The organism is Aeromonas sp. FL131, assembly GCF_049860615.1.
Taxonomy (GTDB): Bacteria; Pseudomonadota; Gammaproteobacteria; order Enterobacterales; family Aeromonadaceae; genus Aeromonas; species Aeromonas hydrophila.
The window spans coordinates 1,526,914-1,543,741 of the sequence record NZ_CP187595.1 but is presented as its reverse complement, the minus strand read 5'-3'; the positions used below and the strand labels follow the sequence as shown (position 1 = coordinate 1,543,741).

Below are 16,828 nucleotides of genomic sequence, written 5' to 3'. Positions count from 1 at the left end.
TGCGTTAAGATGGCGCCATTGTTTTATGCCCCCGCCCCCAAGGCGGGGCACACAGCGCAGGACCAGCCTTGAACTACCGCAACGAACCGAGTCAAAGCAGACAACAGCAGGTCTTTACCGTCACCCGCCTCAACAGCGCCGTGCGCATGATCCTGGAGCAGGATCTGGGGCTGGTGTGGTTGACCGGCGAGCTCTCCAACCTGGCGATGCCAAGCTCCGGCCACTGGTACTTCTCGCTCAAGGACATGTCGGCCCAGGTGCGCTGCGCCATGTTCAAGGGCAACAACCGGCGGGTGGCCTTCCGTCCGCAGGATGGCATGCAGGTGCTGGTGCAGGCGCGGGTCTCGCTTTATGAGCCGCGCGGCGACTACCAGCTGATCATCGAATCGATGCAGCCGGCGGGCGACGGCGTGCTGGCGCTGCGCTTTGAGGAGCTCAAGCGTCGCCTTGGTGCCGAGGGGCTGTTTGACGAAGGGCGCAAGCGGCCACTGCCGCGCGAACCGCGCGCGGTGGGCCTCATCACCTCCGCCACCGGTGCTGCCCTGCATGACATGCTGACCGTGCTCAAACGCCGCGCGCCGGATCTGCCGGTGTTTATCTACCCGACCCAGGTGCAGGGCAGCGCCGCCATCGGCCAGATCGTCTCTGCCATTGCCCTGGCCAACCGCCGCGCTGAAGTGGATGTGCTGATCGTCGGGCGCGGCGGCGGCTCGCTCGAAGATCTCTGGTGCTTCAACGAAGAGGCGGTGGCGCGCGCCATCGCTAACTCAGCCATCCCGGTGGTAAGCGCGGTGGGCCACGAGGTGGATGTCACCATCAGCGACTTTGCCGCCGACTTGCGCGCCCCGACCCCGTCGGCAGCCGCCGAGCTGGTGGCGCCGGATCAGAGCGCCCGCGCCCAGCGCCTCGCCCATCTCAAGCAGCAACTGCTGCAGGCGATGAACCGCCAGCAGACCGCCGCCCGCCACGATTTCATCCTGCTGCAAAAGCGGCTCGATCATCAGGATCCGAAACGGCGGCTGGAGCAGCAATCTCAGCGGCTCGACGAGCTCTCAGCCCGTTTGCAGCAGCTGATGAATCACAGATTGCATCAGGGGGAGCGGCGCCTCGCCAACCTGGAGCTGCGCCTGCAGGGCAAGAGCCCGGAGCGCTTGCTGGCTGCCGGCAAGCGTCGCCACCAGCTGGCCGAGGAGCGCCTCCATGCCCTCATCGCCAAACGCCGGGATCTGGCCGACCACCGCCTCGCCATGCTCAGCGCTCGCCTCGACGGGGTGAGCCCGCTCGCCACCCTGGGTCGCGGCTACTCCATCACCCGCACCGCGCGTGGTGAAGTCATTAGCCGCGCCGCCCAGGTGGATGCCGGCCAGACGCTGGTCACCCAGCTTGCAGAGGGGCAGCTGCGGGTACGGGTGGAAGAGGTCCACCAGCCATAACGAACAAGGGGGCACATCAGGTGCCCCCTTGTTTATCATCCTCTCTTTGTCAGGCCCTCTCGGCCAGTGCACTCACACCAGCACACTCACACCAGCGAATGGCGCACCGCCTGCGCCGGATCGGCAGGTGGCGTACCCGACCCCGCCAGCGGGTTGAGCTGCAAGTATTCAAACAGCCCGGCCTGCAGATTGACGTTCCAGAAGCGCCCCGCCAGGGTGAGCTCAAGCCTCGCCTCGCTCAGCGTTGCCAGCCCGTGCTGCTGCCAGGCCTCGAACAAGGGGTGCAGATGTGCCCGCAGCGACGCCGGCAAACGGGCCAGCACCAGCCAGCCGCTGTCGAGCGCACCGCGCAGCAGACCATCGAGGCGGCCATTGGGATTGCGCCCCATCACCATGCCGGGGGCCCGCTGATCCGCCGCCAGCGCCTCGTGCCAGAGCGCCAGATCCCGGCCATACATGAGGCCGTGCCCATGCACGTTGCCGCCGGCCCCGGCCCCGAAGGGGAGGATCTCGGCGCCGCGCTTGGCCATCTGGTTGTAGCGGCTCTGTTCGGCCTCACCGCGCCGCCAGTGGCTGCAGGAGAGCCGCTGCCAGCCCCCCTGCTCCAGCGTCTGGGCGCCATAGGCATACATGGCGGCCCGCTGCTGGCCGTCGGCGGCCCAACCGAGCTTGCCCTTCGCCTCGGCACGGGCCAGATTGGTGCCGGCCATGGCGATGAGTTGATAGAGATCCACCCCATGCACCCCGCTCGCCATCACATCCGCGATGTCCTGACGCCACACGGCATCATCCTGGCCCGGCAGGCCGAAGATGAGATCGGCCACGATCACCGCGTCGTCGTGACGGGTCAGCGCCCCCAACCGGGTCAGCAGGGTCGCCCGGTCGTCGAAGCGAGCGGCCTCCTGGCGCACCTCGGTGTCAAAGCTCTGCACCCCGAACGAGAAGCGGTTGAAGCCGCCCGCCAGCGCATTGTGCCACTTGGCATCGTCAAAGCCGTTGAGGCGCCCCTCCAGGGTCACCTCCGCATCCGAAGTCAGAGGAAAACGACGGATGGCGGCGGCCAGCATCGCCAGCTCGTCGGCGCTCATGTCCGTCGGCGTGCCGCCCCCCACATAGACGGCCGAAAAGGGGCGGCTCTGGGTGAAGGGTGTCTCGGCCGCCTTGGCAAGCGAGCTGCAGAGCGCGTCGACATAGCGGGTGATACGGGCCGGGTTGGCGCCATTTTCAAAGAAATTGCAGAAGCTGCAACGCTTGCGGCAAAACGGGATGTGGATATAGAGCGCCCGCTCGTCCGCCTCGCTCTCGCGGCGCCACCAGGCTTGCCAGTCGGCATGGTCGAGGGTAAGCGGGCGCATGCCGCCACGACTGGCGTGGGCCGAGGTCTTGGCGCCAAAGGCGAACTTGAGGGGATCCGGGGTGGCAAGACCGGTCATGGTCGGGGTCAGCTGTGGTGTCATGGCAGGCAAGCTTATCAAGTGAAATAATGCAAATGATAACTACTATCAATAAATGCCAAGTTTGTGCTGGATCAACTCAACGACGAACAGCTCTCGTTTGCTACGCACCATTAACCTCTAACACGGATCCAGTTAACAGATAATTTACTCAAGATGAGGTAGGGTGTGCCGATAGAGAACCATCTCCCCCGTTCTGATGAGCGAGCGCGGGGAGAGTCATCAACCATTGACGATCGCTCACCTGCGCATGGACCTGCCAACGATGCAAAATCTGTCTCTGAACTGGAAAATCTTTCTCCCCCTCGCTCTGGTCATCGGCTGCACCTTCGCCCTCAGCTTCGAGCTCTCCGCCTGGCTGCAACGGGATCTCGCCATCCGGCTGGCGGGTGAAAAGGTGGAGAGCGCCGCCAACACCTACATGGATCAGCTCAACGTGCTGATGATGACGGGGGCCATCGCCAACCGCCAGATCGTGCAGACCAAGCTCAAGAGCGAAGCCGGCATCGTCGAGGCCCGCCTGATCCGCGCCCCGGCAGTGACCAGCCTGTTCGGCCCCGGCCACCCGGATCAGCAGATTGAAGACAAGCTGGACGAGCGTGCCATCAACCAGGGGGAGACCATTCTCGAGCAGCAGGGCAACCAGCTTACCCTGATCAAGCCTTTCAAGGCCTACAAGGAGTACCGCGGTACCCAGTGCACCACCTGCCACCAGGTGGCGGAAGGCACCGTCATGGGGGCGGTGCGCATCAGTTACGATCTCAGCCACACCTTTGGCGAGATCCACCGCAACAACCTGATCCTGAGCGGCAGCCTGGTGGCGGTGTTCGGGCTGGGCTTCGGCCTGCTGGGCTGGGTGCTGCAGCGCTACATCAAGCGGCCGGTGCGCCATCTGCAGCTGGCCATGACCCGCATGGCCAAGGAGCGGGATCTCTCCCTCCCCCTGATCAATCCCAACCGGGATGAACTGGGCGAGATGACCCGCGCCGTCAGCGACATGGTGCAGGGGTTTCGCCACAGCCTGCAGGAGGTGGAGAGCGCCACCCACCAGCTCTATCAGGAGTCCAACCAGATCCGCCAGGTGGCGACCCAGACCGAAGGCTCGGCCCGCCAGCAGGAGAGCATGACGGTTCAGGTGGCCGCCGCCGTGAGCGAGCTGGCCGCCAGCTCCCACGAAGTGCGCGAGCACGCCCGCAAGAGCGCCGAGCTTTCCGCCCTCACCAACCAGGATGCGGCCAACACCAGTCGCCTCGCCCAGCACTCCATCAACGACATGGGCGAGATGTCGGCGGAGATCGAACGGGTCGACAGGGTGATCCAGCAGCTCGACAACCGCTGTCTGGCGGTCGACGGGGTGCTGGAGGTGATCAAGGGGATCGCGGACCAGACCAACCTGCTGGCCCTCAACGCCGCCATCGAGGCGGCCCGGGCAGGCGAACAGGGCCGCGGCTTTGCGGTGGTGGCCGACGAGGTACGCGCCCTCTCCAACCGCAGCCGCGCCGCCAGCGAGGAGATCTCCCAGATGATCGCCGCCCTGCAAAACGAGGCCCAGAGCGCGGTGTCGGTGATCGGGGATGCCAAGGCCAAGGCGGACGAGAGCATCCACAAGACAGAGGCGACCCTGGCCGCCATGCAGAACATCATCGGCCGCATCAGCAGCATCAACGATCTCAATGCCCAGATGGCGCAGTCCGCCGAGGAGCAGGACAGGGTCTGCAGCGAGGTGGACGGCTCCGTGAGCGACATTCGCAACACCTCCAACGATACTCTGGGCCAGGCCCACGCCGCCAACCTCGCCAGCGTCCAGCTGGTGGAGCAGTGCCGCAAGCTCGAGCAACTGCTCAAGACTTACCGCTGGTGATCATGCCTGCCGCCTGCTCTGGCCAATAAAAAAGCGCGACCCAGGGTCGCGCTTTTGTTTTGTGTCGTAGCTCGGTGCGCCACGCGGCGCCGCCAGACCGAAATCAGCCTGCGTTGCGAGTGGCCACCGCATCGGCCAGATTGCGCAGCAGAATTTCGGTGTCGGCCCAGCCGATGCAAGCATCAGTGATGCTCTGACCGACGGTGAGCTCGCACCCTTCCACCAGATCCTGACGCCCTTCCACCAGATGACTCTCCACCATGACGCCAAACACAGCCCGACTGCCGGCACGCAGCTGACCGGCCACATCCTCGGCCACCAGCATCTGGTTCTTGAACTGCTTGCTGCTGTTGGCGTGGCTGAAGTCGATCATCACCTTCTGCGGCAGGCCGGCCTTGTCCAGCCCCTTCACCACCTCGTCCACGTGGGCGGCGCTGTAGTTCGGCTCACGACCGCCGCGCAGGATGATGTGGCAGTCCGGGTTGCCCCGGGTCGCGACGATGGCGGAGTGGCCGTACTTGGTCACCGACAGGAAGTGGTGCGGCGCACTGGCGGCCCCGATGGCGTCGATGGCCACCTTGATGGTGCCGTCGGTGCCGTTCTTGAAGCCCACCGGGCAGGAGAGACCGGAGGCCAGCTCGCGGTGCACCTGGGATTCGGTGGTACGGGCACCGATGGCGCCCCAGCTCATCAGATCCGCCACGTATTGCGGGGTGATCATGTCGAGGAATTCGGAGGCGGTCGGCAGCCCCATGTCGTTGAGATCCAGCAGCAGCTTGCGACCGATGCGCAGGCCGTCGTTGATCTGGCAGCTGTTGTCGAGGTAAGGATCGTTGATCAGCCCCTTCCAGCCCACCGTGGTACGCGGCTTCTCGAAGTAGACCCGCATCACGATCTCCAGCTGGCCCTTGAGTTCGTCACGCAGCACCTTGAGGCGCTTGCCGTACTCCAGCGCGGCGGCGGGGTCGTGAATGGAACAGGGGCCGATCACCACCAGCAGGCGCTGATCTTCACCGGCCAGGATCTGATGGATGGCCTGACGGGATTCAAAGACCGTACTGGATGCGGTCTCGGTGGCCGGAAACTTCTCAAGCACCGCAACCGGGGGCAATAACTCTTTGATTTCACTGATACGAACGTCGTCGGTTTGATGCTGCATGACAAGGCTTCCTGCTAGATGACTGCGATAAAGAAACTTCAATCTAGCCCGCACGGGCAGCGGTGTAAATAGAAAATTACATTATCTTGGGAGGAATTTTCTTATCCTGCCTTGCAAGTTTTAATAATGCTGCTAAGCGAGGATGAAAAGAGGGGGGTAGCAGAGCGGGACAGCCCAAAGAAACAGGCCCGCAGCGAGGCGGGCCTGGGTTCATCACGCGCGCTGACTGATGCTGGCCAGCTTGTCGAAGTAGTCCGGGAAGGTCTTGGAGGTACAACCCGGATCATTGATGGTGACGGCGGTATCGGACAGCGCCACCAGCGAGAAGCACATGGCGATGCGGTGGTCGTTGTAGGTATCGATGGCCGCATGCTTGAGCTGCGCTGGCGGGGTGACGGTGATGAAGTCACGCCCCTCCTCCACCTCGACGCCCAGCTTGCGCAGCTCGGTCGCCATGGCGTGCAGGCGATCGGTCTCCTTCACCCGCCAGTTGTAGATGTTGCGGATCGAGGTGGGCCCCTCGGCGAACAGCGCGGCCACGGCGATGGTCATGGCCGCATCGGGGATGTGGTTCATGTCCATGTCGATGCCGTGCAGCGGCGCCTGCTCGGCCTCGATGAAGTCATCGCCCCAGGTGATGCGCGCGCCCATCTTCTCCAGCACGTCGGCGAAGTGGATGTCGCCCTGAATGCTGTGCTTGCCGATGCCGGTGACCCGCACCTTGCCCTTGATGGCGCCCGCCGCGAGGAAGTAGGAGGCGCTGGAGGCATCCCCTTCCACCAGGAAGTCACCCGGGCTGACATAGCTCTGGTTGCCCTTGATGTAGAACAGCTTGTAGTTGTCGTGCTCGATGACCACCCCGAACTGCTTCATGATGTGCAGGGTGATGTCGATGTAGGGCTTGGAGACCAGCTCCCCCTTGATGTGGATGCGGGTGTCGCCCGCCGCCATCGGCGCCGCCATCAAAAACGCCGTCAGGAACTGGCTGGAGACGGAGCCGTCGACGTGCACGTCACCGCCCCACAGCCCCTTGGCATCCACCACCAGCGGCGGATAGCCATCTTTCTTCAGGTACTGGATATGGGCGCCCGCTTCGCGCAGGGCATCCACCAGATGGCCGATGGGACGCTCTTCCATGCGCGGTTCCCCGCCCAGGGTGTATTCGCCGGAGCCCAGACACAGGGCGGCGCACAGCGGTCGCATGGCGGTGCCTGCGTTGCCGAGGAACAGATTGACCGGCGCCGATACCGCGAAGCTGCGACCCAGACCGTGCACGGTGCACTCGGTCTTGTCGGCGGAGAGCTTGTACTTGACCCCGAGCTGGGTCAGCGCCGCTAGCATGTGACGAATGTCATCGCTGTCGAGCAGGTTGGTGAGCCGGGTGGTGCCACGGGCCAGAGCTGCCAGCAGCAGGGCCCGGTTGGACACGCTCTTGGAGCCGGGCAGATTGACCTCACCGGCCACACGAGAAATAGGTTCCAAACGCAACGAATTCATAGACTTCCTGTACGATCTCAAAAAAATGACCTGACCGGACGTTAGCAGCCCGCGCCCTGCTCGGCAAGACTGCGGGTGGCACAAAAGCAGGCTGCGGGGGCAGCCGGTCCGGCATCACGGAAAAAACAGACGCCGGGGAGTCCCCGGCGTCGGCAATCGGGGAAAAACGCCTCAGCCGTGGCGCTTGGCAAAGCCGTCCATAAAGCTGACCAGCGCCTTCACCCCTTCCAGCGGCATGGCGTTGTAGAGGCTGGCGCGCATGCCGCCGACGATGCGGTGGCCCTTGAGCGCCAGCAGGCCGGCGGCTTCCGATTCGGCCAGGAACAGCTTGTCCAGCTCGGCATTTTTCAGCTGGAACGGGATGTTCATTCGCGAACGGCAGCTGGCATCCACCTGGTTGCCATAGAAGCTCGACTGATCGAGATAGCCGTAGAGGAAATCGGCCTTCTCCTTGTTACGTGCTTCCATCGCCTCGAGGCCACCCTGTTCTTTCAGCCACTCGAACACCAGCCCGGCCAGATACCAGGCGTAGGTGGGCGGGGTATTGAACATGGAGTCGTTCTTGGCGGTGAGCTGGTAGTCGAAGATCGACGGCACATCGGCGCGGGCCTGGTTCAGCAGATCGTCGCGCACGATGGCGATGGCCAGCCCCGACGGGCCGATATTCTTCTGGGCACCGGCATAGATGATGCCGAAGCGGCTCACGTCGATGGGACGGGAGAGGATGGTGGAGGAGAGATCCGCCACCAGCGGCACATCACCGGTTGCCGGGATGTCAAACATCTCGATGCCGTCGATGGTTTCATTCGGGCAGTAGTGCACATAGGCCGCATCGGCGCGAAACGCCGGGGTCGGCAGCAGGTGGGAGATGCCCTCGGCACTCTTAGCCACCCCGTCAAAGGTCTGGATATCGCCGTACTTGCGCGCCTCGTCCACGGCACTCGCAGCCCAGACACCGGTCAGCAGATAGTCAGCCTTCTTGTTGGCGCCGCCGAGCAGGTTCATGGGCACGGCGGAGAACTGGCCACGGCCGCCGCCGTGCATGAACAGCACCTTGTAGTTGTCCGGTACCGCCAGCAACTCGCGCAGATCGGCTTCGGCCTTGGCGGCGACCGCCATGTAGGGCTTGCCGCGGTGGGAAAGCTCCATGACCGAGGCTCCCAGCCCCTGGAAATTACAAAATTCGCGCTGGGCGCGCTCCATGACTTCGACCGGCAACATGGCGGGGCCGGCGCAGAAGTTGTAAATCTGTTTGCTCATGACGCTTTCCGTGAGTGGATGAGTGTGATAGGTGACTTGTCTGGTTTTACACAAGTGCAGCCCCCGGATCAAAGGCTTTTTGGGAGCTGGCTCAACCTTTTGTCGACCCGCCGCCGGCGCAGTTGGCAGAAAAAAGCCCTGAACGGGTCAGGGCTTGCAGAGAACATGCGTAGAAACGGGCGCTTGCCGGTGCTCAATGCCCCCGGTCCCCTTTTTCACCAGGTTACAGCTTGGCAGTGAGCTCCGGCAGCAAGGTGAAGAGATCCCCCACCAACCCGTAGTCGGCCACCTGGAAGATGGGAGCCTCGCTGTCCTTGTTGATGGCGACGATCACCTTCGACTCCTTCATCCCCGCCAGATGCTGGATGGCACCGGAAATGCCGACCGCAATGTAGAGCTCGGGAGCCACCACCTTGCCGGTCTGGCCCACCTGCAGATCGTTGGCGACAAAGCCCGCATCCACCGCGGCCCGCGATGCCCCCACCGCCCCGCCCAGCTTGTCAGCCAGCGCCTCTATCAGGGCGAACTGCGCCTTGGAGCCCAGTGCCCGTCCGCCGGAGACCACCACCCGCGCCGCCGCGAGCTCGGGTCTGGCGGAGCGCACGGCGCGCCGTTCGATGAGGCGGGTACGGCAGGCCACCTCGCTCACCGGCAACCGCTCTACCTGAGCCTGGCCGCCGCTCGCCGCCTTGGCGAAGGCAGTGGGCCGGATGGTCAGCACCTTGATGGGGGCGCTGCTTGCCACCCGGGCCACGGCGTTGCCCGCATAGATGGGGCGCAGAAAGGTGTCACCGCTCTCGATGCCGGTCACCTCGGAGAGCATCTCCACCCCGAGTCTGGCCGCCACCCGCGGCAGCAGATCCTTGCCCTGGGTGCTGGCGGCCATCAGGCAGTGCTGATAATCCCGCGCGATATGGGCCAAGAGCGGATCGACCCCGTCGCTCAGCCCCTCCGCCAGCATGGGGTGCTCGGCCAGCAGCACCCGGCTCACTCCCTGCAGGGCGGCGGCCTGCTCACCCGCCTCGGTCAGCCCCTGCCCCAGCAACAGCAGATGCACCTCGCCGCCCAGCTGGCTCCCGGCAGTGACCAGACGGGCCACGTTGTCGGCCAACTGGCCCTGATGATGTTCGGCAATGATCAATACGCTCATGACTGCCCCTTGCTATCGTCCGTTGATGTCCCTGCCTGTGCGCCCATCACGCCCCCGAGCTTGTCGCCGGCGGGCGGGGTTCTGTTGATTGCTGGCAGCATCAGAGTACCTTCGCTTCGTGCTTGAGTTTGTCCAGCAGCTCGTCCACCGAGCCCACCATGATGCCGGCGCTGCGGGCCGCGGGGGCCATCACCCCGAGCAGCCGGGTCTGACCGGCCGGCTCGACGCCGAGGTCGGCGAAGGGCGCGCTCTCGAGCGGCTTGCGCTTGGCCTTCATGATGTTGGGGAGCGAGGCAAAACGCGGCTCGTTGAGGCGCAGATCCACGGTCACCACCGCCGGCAGCGGCATGCCGAGGGTCTCGAGGCCGCCGTCGATCTCGCGGGTCACCTGCAATTCCCCCTCCACCAGCTTGATGGCGGAGGCGAAGGTGGCGAGCGGCCAGTCATTGAGGGCGGCGAGCATCTGGCCCACCTGGTTGTTGTCGGAATCGATGGACTGCTTGCCGAGCAGCACCAGATCGGGCTGCTCCAGCTCGCACACCTGTTGCAGGGCGCGAGCCACGGTGAGCGGAGTCAGGGTCTCGCCAGTCACGTAATGACGCGCCCGATCCGCCCCCAGCGCCAGGGCGTGACGCAGTTGTTCGGCCGCCGCCTCGGGGCCGAAGGTCACCACCACCAGCTCACTCGCCACGCCGGCTTCACGCAGCCTGACCCCCTCTTCCACCGCAATTTCACAAAACGGGTTGATCCCCATCTTGACGTTGGCCAGCTCCACGTCTGAGCCATCGCTCTTGACCCGGACCTTGACGTTGTAATCCAGCACCCGCTTGACCGCGACCAGCAGCTTCATGACGCGCATCCCTCGCTTCTGTTGAGTGAATCCATGAAAACCCTCACATTTTTTTGCTTACATTTACTTTACGTTTACGTAAACTACCAGCACTACCCTAGGCCAAGTCGAGCACAGAGGCAAGATGGAACGCGAAGCAATGGAATTTGATGTCGTCATCGTCGGTGGCGGCCCGGCGGGACTCAGTGCCGCCATCGCCCTCAAACAACACAATGCCGAGCTGTCGGTCTGTCTGCTGGAGAAGGGGGCTGAGATCGGCGCCCATCTGCTCTCCGGAGCTCTGCTGGATCCCGTCGCCCTCAAGGAGCTGCTGCCAGAGAGCTGGCAACAGGCCCCGCTCGGGGTCGAGGTCAACGACGATCAGGTGCACCTGCTGCAAAGCGACAGCCGCGCCCTGCAACTGCCCAACTGGGCGGTGCCGCCACGCATGCACAACGAGGGCAGCCGCATCATCAGCCTCGGCAACCTCTGTCGCTGGCTCGGTCAGCAGGCCGAGCAGCTGGGAGTCGAAATATACCCGGGTTTTACCGCAAGCGAACTCATCATGGAAGCGGGACGGGTCAAGGGTGTGATCACCGGCGATCTCGGGCTGGATCGGGCTGGCAATCCGAAAGCGGATCACGTGCCCGGCATGGCGCTGCTCGGTCGCTACACCCTGTTTGCCGAAGGGGCGCGCGGCCATCTCGGCAAGCAGCTGATCGCCGACTTTCAGCTGGAAAACGCCGCCCAGCCGCAGCATTACGCCATCGGCTTCAAGGAGCTGTGGCAGCTCCCCCCCGGCCAGGGCAAACCGGGCCGGGTGCTGCACGGCAGTGGCTGGCCGCTCTCTGAGGGGAAGGAAGACAAGAGTCAGGGCGGCTTCTATCTCTACCATCTGGAGCAGGATCAGGTGGCGGTCGGTCTCATCGTCGATCTCAACTACCGCAACCCCTGGCTCAGCCCGTTTGACGAGTTCCAGCGCCTCAAGCATCACCCGCTCATCGCCGCGGCTTTGCAGGGGGGCGAGCGCATCAGCTACGGCGCCCGCGCCATCGCCAAGGGGGGCTGGCACTCCCTGCCCCGCATGCACTTTCCCGGCGGCCTGATCATCGGTTGCGATGCCGGCACCCTCGACTTCTCCCGCATCAAGGGGATCCACACCGCCATGAAGTCCGGCATGCTGGCGGCCAAGACCGTCGCCATGAGTCTGCGCGGTGGCGATGAAGGGGGCCGGGATCTGGCCGAATACGGCGATGCGCTGCAACAGAGCTGGCTGGCCTTGGAGCTGAAAACAGCGCGCAACTTCGGCGCCGCCCTGCACCGCTGGGGCCCCTGGCTCGGTGGCGCCTTCAACTGGCTGGAGCAGCGGCTGTTTGCTCGCTCGTCGCCGTTCACCCTGCTGGACAAGGAGCCGGACTACCGCCAGCTGCGCATGGCCAGCCGCTGCCAGCCCATCGACTACCCCAAGCCGGACGGCAGGCTCAGCTTCGACAAGCTCTCGTCTGTCTACCTCGCCAACACCAGCCACGACGAGGACCAGCCCTGCCATCTCAAGCTACAGGATGAGACTATCCCGGTGGCGGTCAACCTGCCCACCTGGGCCGAACCCGCCCAGCGCTACTGCCCGGCCGGGGTGTTCGAGATCCTGGGTTCAGAGAGCCTGCCCCGCCTGCAGATCAACGCGGCCAACTGCATCCACTGCAAGACCTGCGACATCAAGGATCCGAGCCAGAACATCATCTGGACGCCGCCGCAAGGCGGCTCTGGCCCCAACTATCCCAATATGTAACAGGCTTGCCCATGCAGACCTGCGCAGATAACAAGGATGTACAGCCTAGAACATAGTCTGGACGCCGCCGCAGGGCGGCTGTGGCCCCAACTATCCCAACATGTAACAGGCTTGCCCATGCAGACCTGCGCAGACCTGTTCAGACAACAAAAATGCTCAGCCCCAACACATCAAATAGAGGCGGTTTCCGGCGCGCGGCCGAGGGCTGTCGCAGGGCGCTCGGCAGCCCGCCATCCCGGCCGGTGAGCCCGACTCCTCCCACATACCAGGGGGAATAAAGGAGGCGGCGCCGGGATCGCCCGTTGCGAGGTCGGCGTGGCTGCTCCGACCTCGCTGTTTTTTTGAGCGAACAGGCTGAACCTCCGATGAATAGGCCCTGACAAGCGCGGCCCGCCCCTGTATAGTTCGCCGCATTCAGGTTTTCCATCGGCCCGTTCAGCTTGTCCACGGGATCGCTTTCTACGCGCTCTAAGGCCGCATGACCTGTGCAACCATCCCTGATTACCCATGACTTCTTAAGGGGGGACAGATGATCACCGCCTACATTCTCAATAACAAGGTACTGGACATAGTCACGCTCGGGCCTGACGACATAGTGCCTGACAACACCGTCTGGCTGGATGCCTACAAGCCGGACACGGCGGAACGAGAATGGTTGACGGGCCTGTTTCTGGAAGAGGTTCCCGACAAGGAGGAGCTGGATGACATCGAAGCATCCGCCCGTTTCTACTGGGATACCGACGGTCTGCACATTCACTCCCTGTTTCCCCAGCGGATCGGCCGAGACACCAAGGGTGTCCACGTCTCCTTTACCCTGCGCAACAACCTGCTGATCAGCATCCGCGAAGATGACATCGGCCTGGTGCGCCTGCTGCGCCACTACATGCGTCAGGATCGGCTGGAGGTGGAGGACGCCCTCGACATCCTGCTAGAGGTGCAGAATCTGAAAGTCGAATACCTCTCCGATCTCATCGAAGATGGCTACAAGACCCTGGAAAACACCGCCGATCAGATCTTCGAGCCGGATCAGATCAATCCCATGCTCAAGGAGTTGATGGCTCAGGAAGAGGCCAACGGCCAGATCCGTCTCTCCCTGCACGATACCCGTCGCGCCCTGCGCTTCTTGAAGCGCAGCCTGCGCCAGCGGATGAGCAACGAGCAGAACAAGTGGATCGACGAGATGCTGCACGACGTGGAGTCCCTGCTGCCCCACACCCAGTTCCTGTTCGACAAGATCAACTTCCAGCTGGAAGCCTCCATGGGGGTCACCAACCTGGAGCAGAACAAGGTGATCAAGATCTTCTCGGTGGCCGCGGTCATCTTCCTGCCGCCGACGCTGATCGCCAGCATCTACGGCATGAACTTCGGCCGCATGCCGGAGCTCGCCTGGGAGTACGGCTATCCACTCTCGCTGGTGCTGATGGTGATGTCATCGCTCGGCACAGGCCTCTTCTTCAAGCGAAAAGGCTGGCTGTGACGCCGGTGACCCGGCACCAAAAGAGATAAGCGGATTGGGGGGCATGGCCCCCCGATTAATTCCCGCCCCTCGCCCGCCTTGCAAAGGGCCCCCCTTCGCCCCATATCCCCTTCATCCTTTGCACAGACGACCCCGGGCAACCATGACCCTCTACCCCGAACACCGATATGACGATCACGGCCAGTTGCGTCCCCCGCTCTGGTTCTGGCCCATCGCCCTCTTGCTGACCCGCTCGGTCTGGCTGTTTCTGATGGCCGGCGTCACCCGCGAGAGCGGCAGCGCCATCCTGACCCTCTTCTATCCGGACCGGCTCGCCCTCTACATCAGCCTGCTGACCGACGTGCCCGCCATACTGGCGCTGCTCGCCTGCGGCGGCACCTATCAGCAGACCCGCAGCCTCCGGGCCTGGCTCAGGCGCCACAGCCCATTGCTGCTGCTCTGCTCTGCCGTCAGTGGCCTGCTGATGCAACTGCACAGCCTCAATCTGCAGAAGTGGTCGTTCAGCTGGCCCACCGCCCTGGTGCTGGTCGCTACCCTCTGGTCACTCTGGTATCTGCTGCGCAGCCGCCAGCTGCGTGAATACGCGGCCGATCAGCCCCACGCCGGCAACTGATCAGCCAGGTTCAACCCAGATGACCAGTCACCCGAGGGGCGAGCTGATCAACCAGGTGCCTCACTGGCGCGTGACCCGGATCTGCAGGGTCTGGCGATCGCTCTGACTGCCACTGCCCCCCTGCAACTGGGTGCCCAGGCTGCTGCCCTGCTGCGCCGCGCTGGTGGAGAGCTCCCCCACCGTCAGCCACTGACCGGGGGCACCGCTCACCTCGGTGGCGCTCTGCCCCCGGTTGATGGTGCCCTGCTCCAACCTGGCCTGCTCGCTGCTAAGCGCTATCTGTACTCTGTCGCCAATCAGGGTGGCGGTGGCATAGAGGCCGTTCACCAGCGGCATCAGCCCCACCACCTGGCCTCCACGCCACTGATAAAAGGTGACCGGTTGATAGGTGCCCATCTGCAATAGCACCGGCCGACCCGACAGGCCGCGTACCTGCCAGCTGTCGTTCTGGCTGCGCTGATACTGCTGGGCATTGCCCTCCAGCAACCACTGTCGCTTGGTGGCATCCCGGCCCAGCCCCACCCCGGCCTGCTGACTGCTGGAAGCGCCATCCACCCGCCACTCGATGAGCAGGCTCTGGGGCGGCTGGTTGAATTTGGCCAGCGCCGCTTCGGCCTCCTGCAGCTGGGCGGCGCTGCCGCTCAGCACCAACTGGTTACCCATGGCGCTCACCCCCAGCTCCGGATAGAGATCCTTGAGGGTCTGCACAGCCGCCTGGGTCTCGAATACCGGGATCACCTTCACCTCGGCCCACAGCGGCAGGCACCAGAGCCCCCACAGCAGCCAGAATCCAAACTCGCGCGATCTTCTCATCTTCTCCTCCCGTCCCACTCGGCGGCCAACCAGATCATGGCCTGCTCATCACCTCGTCATCATGGGCCATCCGCCCCGCTTTTCAATGATTTTGCCCGTGAGTGGCAAGCGCCATGAAGGTCAGGCCCTTCATTTTTCTATGAAAAGAGCGGAGACAGATCAAATAACACAAATAAAAATGATTACCATTTGTTGTCACGAAAAAATCGCTCGGATACAATTCGGTCTCATTTTTTTGAGCTTGCCGTCGATGAAGCCAGTGACCACCACCCCCGCCGCCATCCACCTGGCCCTGCTTGTCAACATGCTCTCCATGGGCAGCATGATGATGGTGATGCCGCTCGGGCCGGATCTGGTCATCAGCCTCGGCATGCTGCCGGAGCAGACCGGCTACTTCAGCGGTGGTGCCACCCTGGGAGCCGCCCTGATGGGGCTCATCGCCGCCCCCTGGCTCGATCGGGTCAACCGAAAGCCCGCCCTGCTGGTACTGCTCACCTTGCGTTTTCTGCTGCTGATGGCCTGCGCCCTGGTGCAAAACAGCCAGCAGCTGCTGGTACTGTTCGTCCTGTCGGGCTGTGTGGCCGGGCCGCTCGCCGCCATCCTGATGGCAGCCGTGCTGGATCTGGTGCCGCCGGCCGAGCGGGGCCGTCGCCTCGCCTACGTGGGCATGGCGTTCTCGCTGGCCGCCATCCTGGTGGTGCCCATCGCCCTGGTGCTGGCCCAGTGGTTTGGCTGGCAGAGCCCCTTCCTGCTGTTTGGCGTCTGCGGCCTGCTGCTGGCCCTGCTCTGCGCTACCCTGCTGCCTTCGCTGCCGGTCAGCCGCGCCCCTCACGGCAGCGGCCTGCGTCAGTTGCTGGCCTCCCCGCTCTGCCAGGGCGCCCTGTTCATCCTCTGTTTGCAGATGTTCGGTCACTTCCTGCTGATCCCGCACTTTGCCAACTACTTCCAGTTCAACCTGGCGTTCCCGCGCGAGCAGATCGCCGCCCTCTATCTGTGCGGCGGCCTTGCCAGCATGGCCACCATGCGGCTGTGCGGCAGCTGGATTGATCAGGGCCGGGCCCAGGCCGCCATCCTGATCACCAGCCTGCTGCTGGCGCTGATCACATTGCTCGGTTTCGCCATGCCGGTCGGCGTGCCCGTCTACCTGCTGTTCACCCTCTTCATGGCGCTGAGCTCGGCCCGCTCTAGCACCACCCTCGCCATCACGGCCTCCATCCCGGCCCCGCATCAGCGCGCCGCCTTCATGTCTTTTCAGGGCACGGTCACCAATGTGGCGGCCGGGCTCGGCAGCCTGCTCTCCGCCAGGTTGCTGGTGTCGGATGAGAGCGGCGTGCTGCACGGATTTGCCCATCTGGCCTGGATCAATATCGGCTGCGGCCTGCTGGCCTGCGGCGGTGTCTGGCTCCTGCTCAAGGGGCTGGCACAGACAAGGAATAACAATAACCCCGAGTCTGGCACCGCCAGACAAGGAAGTCAGTGAGCCACCGGCCCCA

13 protein-coding genes are annotated in these 16,828 nt (G+C 63.9%); 6 read left to right on the top strand and 7 right to left on the bottom strand.

Features of this window, described 5'->3' with window-relative positions; genetic code table 11:
• The first annotated feature begins 68 nt into the window (after positions 1-68).
• A complete protein-coding gene (gene xseA, locus ACPW75_RS07315; RefSeq protein ID WP_077097242.1) occupies positions 69-1,433 on the top strand; it encodes an exodeoxyribonuclease VII large subunit in 1,365 nt (454 codons plus the stop codon).
• Positions 1,434-1,519: 86 nt separating this feature from the next.
• Here xseA and hutW read toward each other — a convergent pair whose 3' ends face one another.
• The gene (gene hutW / locus ACPW75_RS07310; protein WP_179101480.1) at positions 1,520-2,890 is read right to left on the bottom strand and encodes a heme anaerobic degradation radical SAM methyltransferase ChuW/HutW; all 1,371 of its coding nucleotides are present in this window, start codon (positions 2,888-2,890) and stop codon (positions 1,520-1,522) included.
• A gap of 262 nt (positions 2,891-3,152) precedes the next feature.
• Between hutW and ACPW75_RS07305 the strand changes: the two genes are divergently transcribed.
• Positions 3,153-4,748, top strand: a complete 1,596-nt coding sequence (locus ACPW75_RS07305) for a methyl-accepting chemotaxis protein (protein WP_026080109.1) — start codon at positions 3,153-3,155, stop codon at positions 4,746-4,748.
• 103 nt (positions 4,749-4,851) lie between these two features.
• On the opposite strand, the gene aroG is transcribed toward ACPW75_RS07305, so the two are convergent.
• The 5 genes from aroG to ACPW75_RS07280 all read right to left on the bottom strand — a co-directional run bounded on the left by aroG (position 4,852) and on the right by ACPW75_RS07280 (position 10,664).
• Positions 4,852-5,907 carry a 3-deoxy-7-phosphoheptulonate synthase AroG gene (gene aroG / locus ACPW75_RS07300; RefSeq protein WP_011705850.1) on the bottom strand — a complete coding sequence of 352 codons (1,056 nt, stop codon included), beginning with the start codon at positions 5,905-5,907 and terminating at the stop codon, positions 4,852-4,854.
• A 213-nt stretch (positions 5,908-6,120) separates the two neighbouring features.
• Entirely contained in the window at positions 6,121-7,404 is a 1,284-nt protein-coding gene (aroA, locus tag ACPW75_RS07295; protein ID WP_039213554.1) for a 3-phosphoshikimate 1-carboxyvinyltransferase, read from the bottom strand.
• A 171-nt stretch (positions 7,405-7,575) separates the two neighbouring features.
• On the bottom strand, positions 7,576-8,664 hold the full coding sequence (gene serC / locus ACPW75_RS07290; protein WP_016350946.1) for a 3-phosphoserine/phosphohydroxythreonine transaminase: 1,089 nt from the start codon (positions 8,662-8,664) through the stop codon (positions 7,576-7,578).
• A gap of 223 nt (positions 8,665-8,887) precedes the next feature.
• Complete coding sequence (locus tag ACPW75_RS07285; RefSeq protein ID WP_017408213.1) at positions 8,888-9,814, bottom strand: electron transfer flavoprotein subunit alpha/FixB family protein; 927 nt, start codon at positions 9,812-9,814, stop codon at positions 8,888-8,890.
• Positions 9,815-9,914: 100 nt separating this feature from the next.
• Positions 9,915-10,664, bottom strand: coding sequence for an electron transfer flavoprotein subunit beta/FixA family protein (locus ACPW75_RS07280; protein ID WP_039213551.1), 750 nt, complete (start codon positions 10,662-10,664; stop codon positions 9,915-9,917).
• A 124-nt stretch (positions 10,665-10,788) separates the two neighbouring features.
• Between ACPW75_RS07280 and ACPW75_RS07275 the strand changes: the two genes are divergently transcribed.
• From ACPW75_RS07275 to ACPW75_RS07265, 3 genes are all read left to right on the top strand, one after another.
• A complete protein-coding gene (locus ACPW75_RS07275; RefSeq protein ID WP_077097234.1) occupies positions 10,789-12,432 on the top strand; it encodes an electron transfer flavoprotein-ubiquinone oxidoreductase in 1,644 nt (547 codons plus the stop codon).
• A 529-nt stretch (positions 12,433-12,961) separates the two neighbouring features.
• Positions 12,962-13,909, top strand: a complete 948-nt coding sequence (corA, locus tag ACPW75_RS07270; RefSeq protein WP_011705843.1) for a magnesium/cobalt transporter CorA — start codon at positions 12,962-12,964, stop codon at positions 13,907-13,909.
• A 142-nt stretch (positions 13,910-14,051) separates the two neighbouring features.
• A complete protein-coding gene (locus tag ACPW75_RS07265) occupies positions 14,052-14,522 on the top strand; it encodes a DUF2919 domain-containing protein (RefSeq protein ID WP_024943989.1) in 471 nt (156 codons plus the stop codon).
• Between the two features lie 60 nt (positions 14,523-14,582).
• On the opposite strand, the gene ACPW75_RS07260 is transcribed toward ACPW75_RS07265, so the two are convergent.
• Positions 14,583-15,335 (bottom strand): hypothetical protein, encoded by a 753-nt coding sequence (locus ACPW75_RS07260; protein WP_077096489.1) that lies wholly within the window; start codon positions 15,333-15,335, stop codon positions 14,583-14,585.
• Positions 15,336-15,585: 250 nt separating this feature from the next.
• Between ACPW75_RS07260 and ACPW75_RS07255 the strand changes: the two genes are divergently transcribed.
• Complete coding sequence (locus ACPW75_RS07255) at positions 15,586-16,815, top strand: siderophore amonabactin export MFS transporter (RefSeq protein ID WP_026080106.1); 1,230 nt, start codon at positions 15,586-15,588, stop codon at positions 16,813-16,815.
• The last annotated feature ends 13 nt before the right edge of the window (positions 16,816-16,828 follow it).

What these genes read in the sequence shown, in the direction of transcription:
- ACPW75_RS07275 (WP_077097234.1), top strand. Translation starts at nt 10,789, where the DNA reads ATGGAACGCGAAGCAATGGAATTTGATGTCGTCATCGTCGGTGGCGGC.
- corA (WP_011705843.1), top strand. Translation starts at nt 12,962, where the DNA reads ATGATCACCGCCTACATTCTCAATAACAAGGTACTGGACATAGTCACG.
- ACPW75_RS07280 (WP_039213551.1), bottom strand. Translation starts at nt 10,664, where the DNA reads ATGAAGCTGCTGGTCGCGGTCAAGCGGGTGCTGGATTACAACGTCAAG.
- ACPW75_RS07265 (WP_024943989.1), top strand. Translation starts at nt 14,052, where the DNA reads ATGACCCTCTACCCCGAACACCGATATGACGATCACGGCCAGTTGCGT.
- ACPW75_RS07255 (WP_026080106.1), top strand. Translation starts at nt 15,586, where the DNA reads ATGAAGCCAGTGACCACCACCCCCGCCGCCATCCACCTGGCCCTGCTT.
- ACPW75_RS07260 (WP_077096489.1), bottom strand. Translation starts at nt 15,335, where the DNA reads ATGAGAAGATCGCGCGAGTTTGGATTCTGGCTGCTGTGGGGGCTCTGG.
- ACPW75_RS07305 (WP_026080109.1), top strand. Translation starts at nt 3,153, where the DNA reads ATGCAAAATCTGTCTCTGAACTGGAAAATCTTTCTCCCCCTCGCTCTG.
- hutW (WP_179101480.1), bottom strand. Translation starts at nt 2,890, where the DNA reads ATGACACCACAGCTGACCCCGACCATGACCGGTCTTGCCACCCCGGAT.
- aroA (WP_039213554.1), bottom strand. Translation starts at nt 7,404, where the DNA reads ATGAATTCGTTGCGTTTGGAACCTATTTCTCGTGTGGCCGGTGAGGTC.
- serC (WP_016350946.1), bottom strand. Translation starts at nt 8,664, where the DNA reads ATGAGCAAACAGATTTACAACTTCTGCGCCGGCCCCGCCATGTTGCCG.
- ACPW75_RS07285 (WP_017408213.1), bottom strand. Translation starts at nt 9,814, where the DNA reads ATGAGCGTATTGATCATTGCCGAACATCATCAGGGCCAGTTGGCCGAC.
- aroG (WP_011705850.1), bottom strand. Translation starts at nt 5,907, where the DNA reads ATGCAGCATCAAACCGACGACGTTCGTATCAGTGAAATCAAAGAGTTA.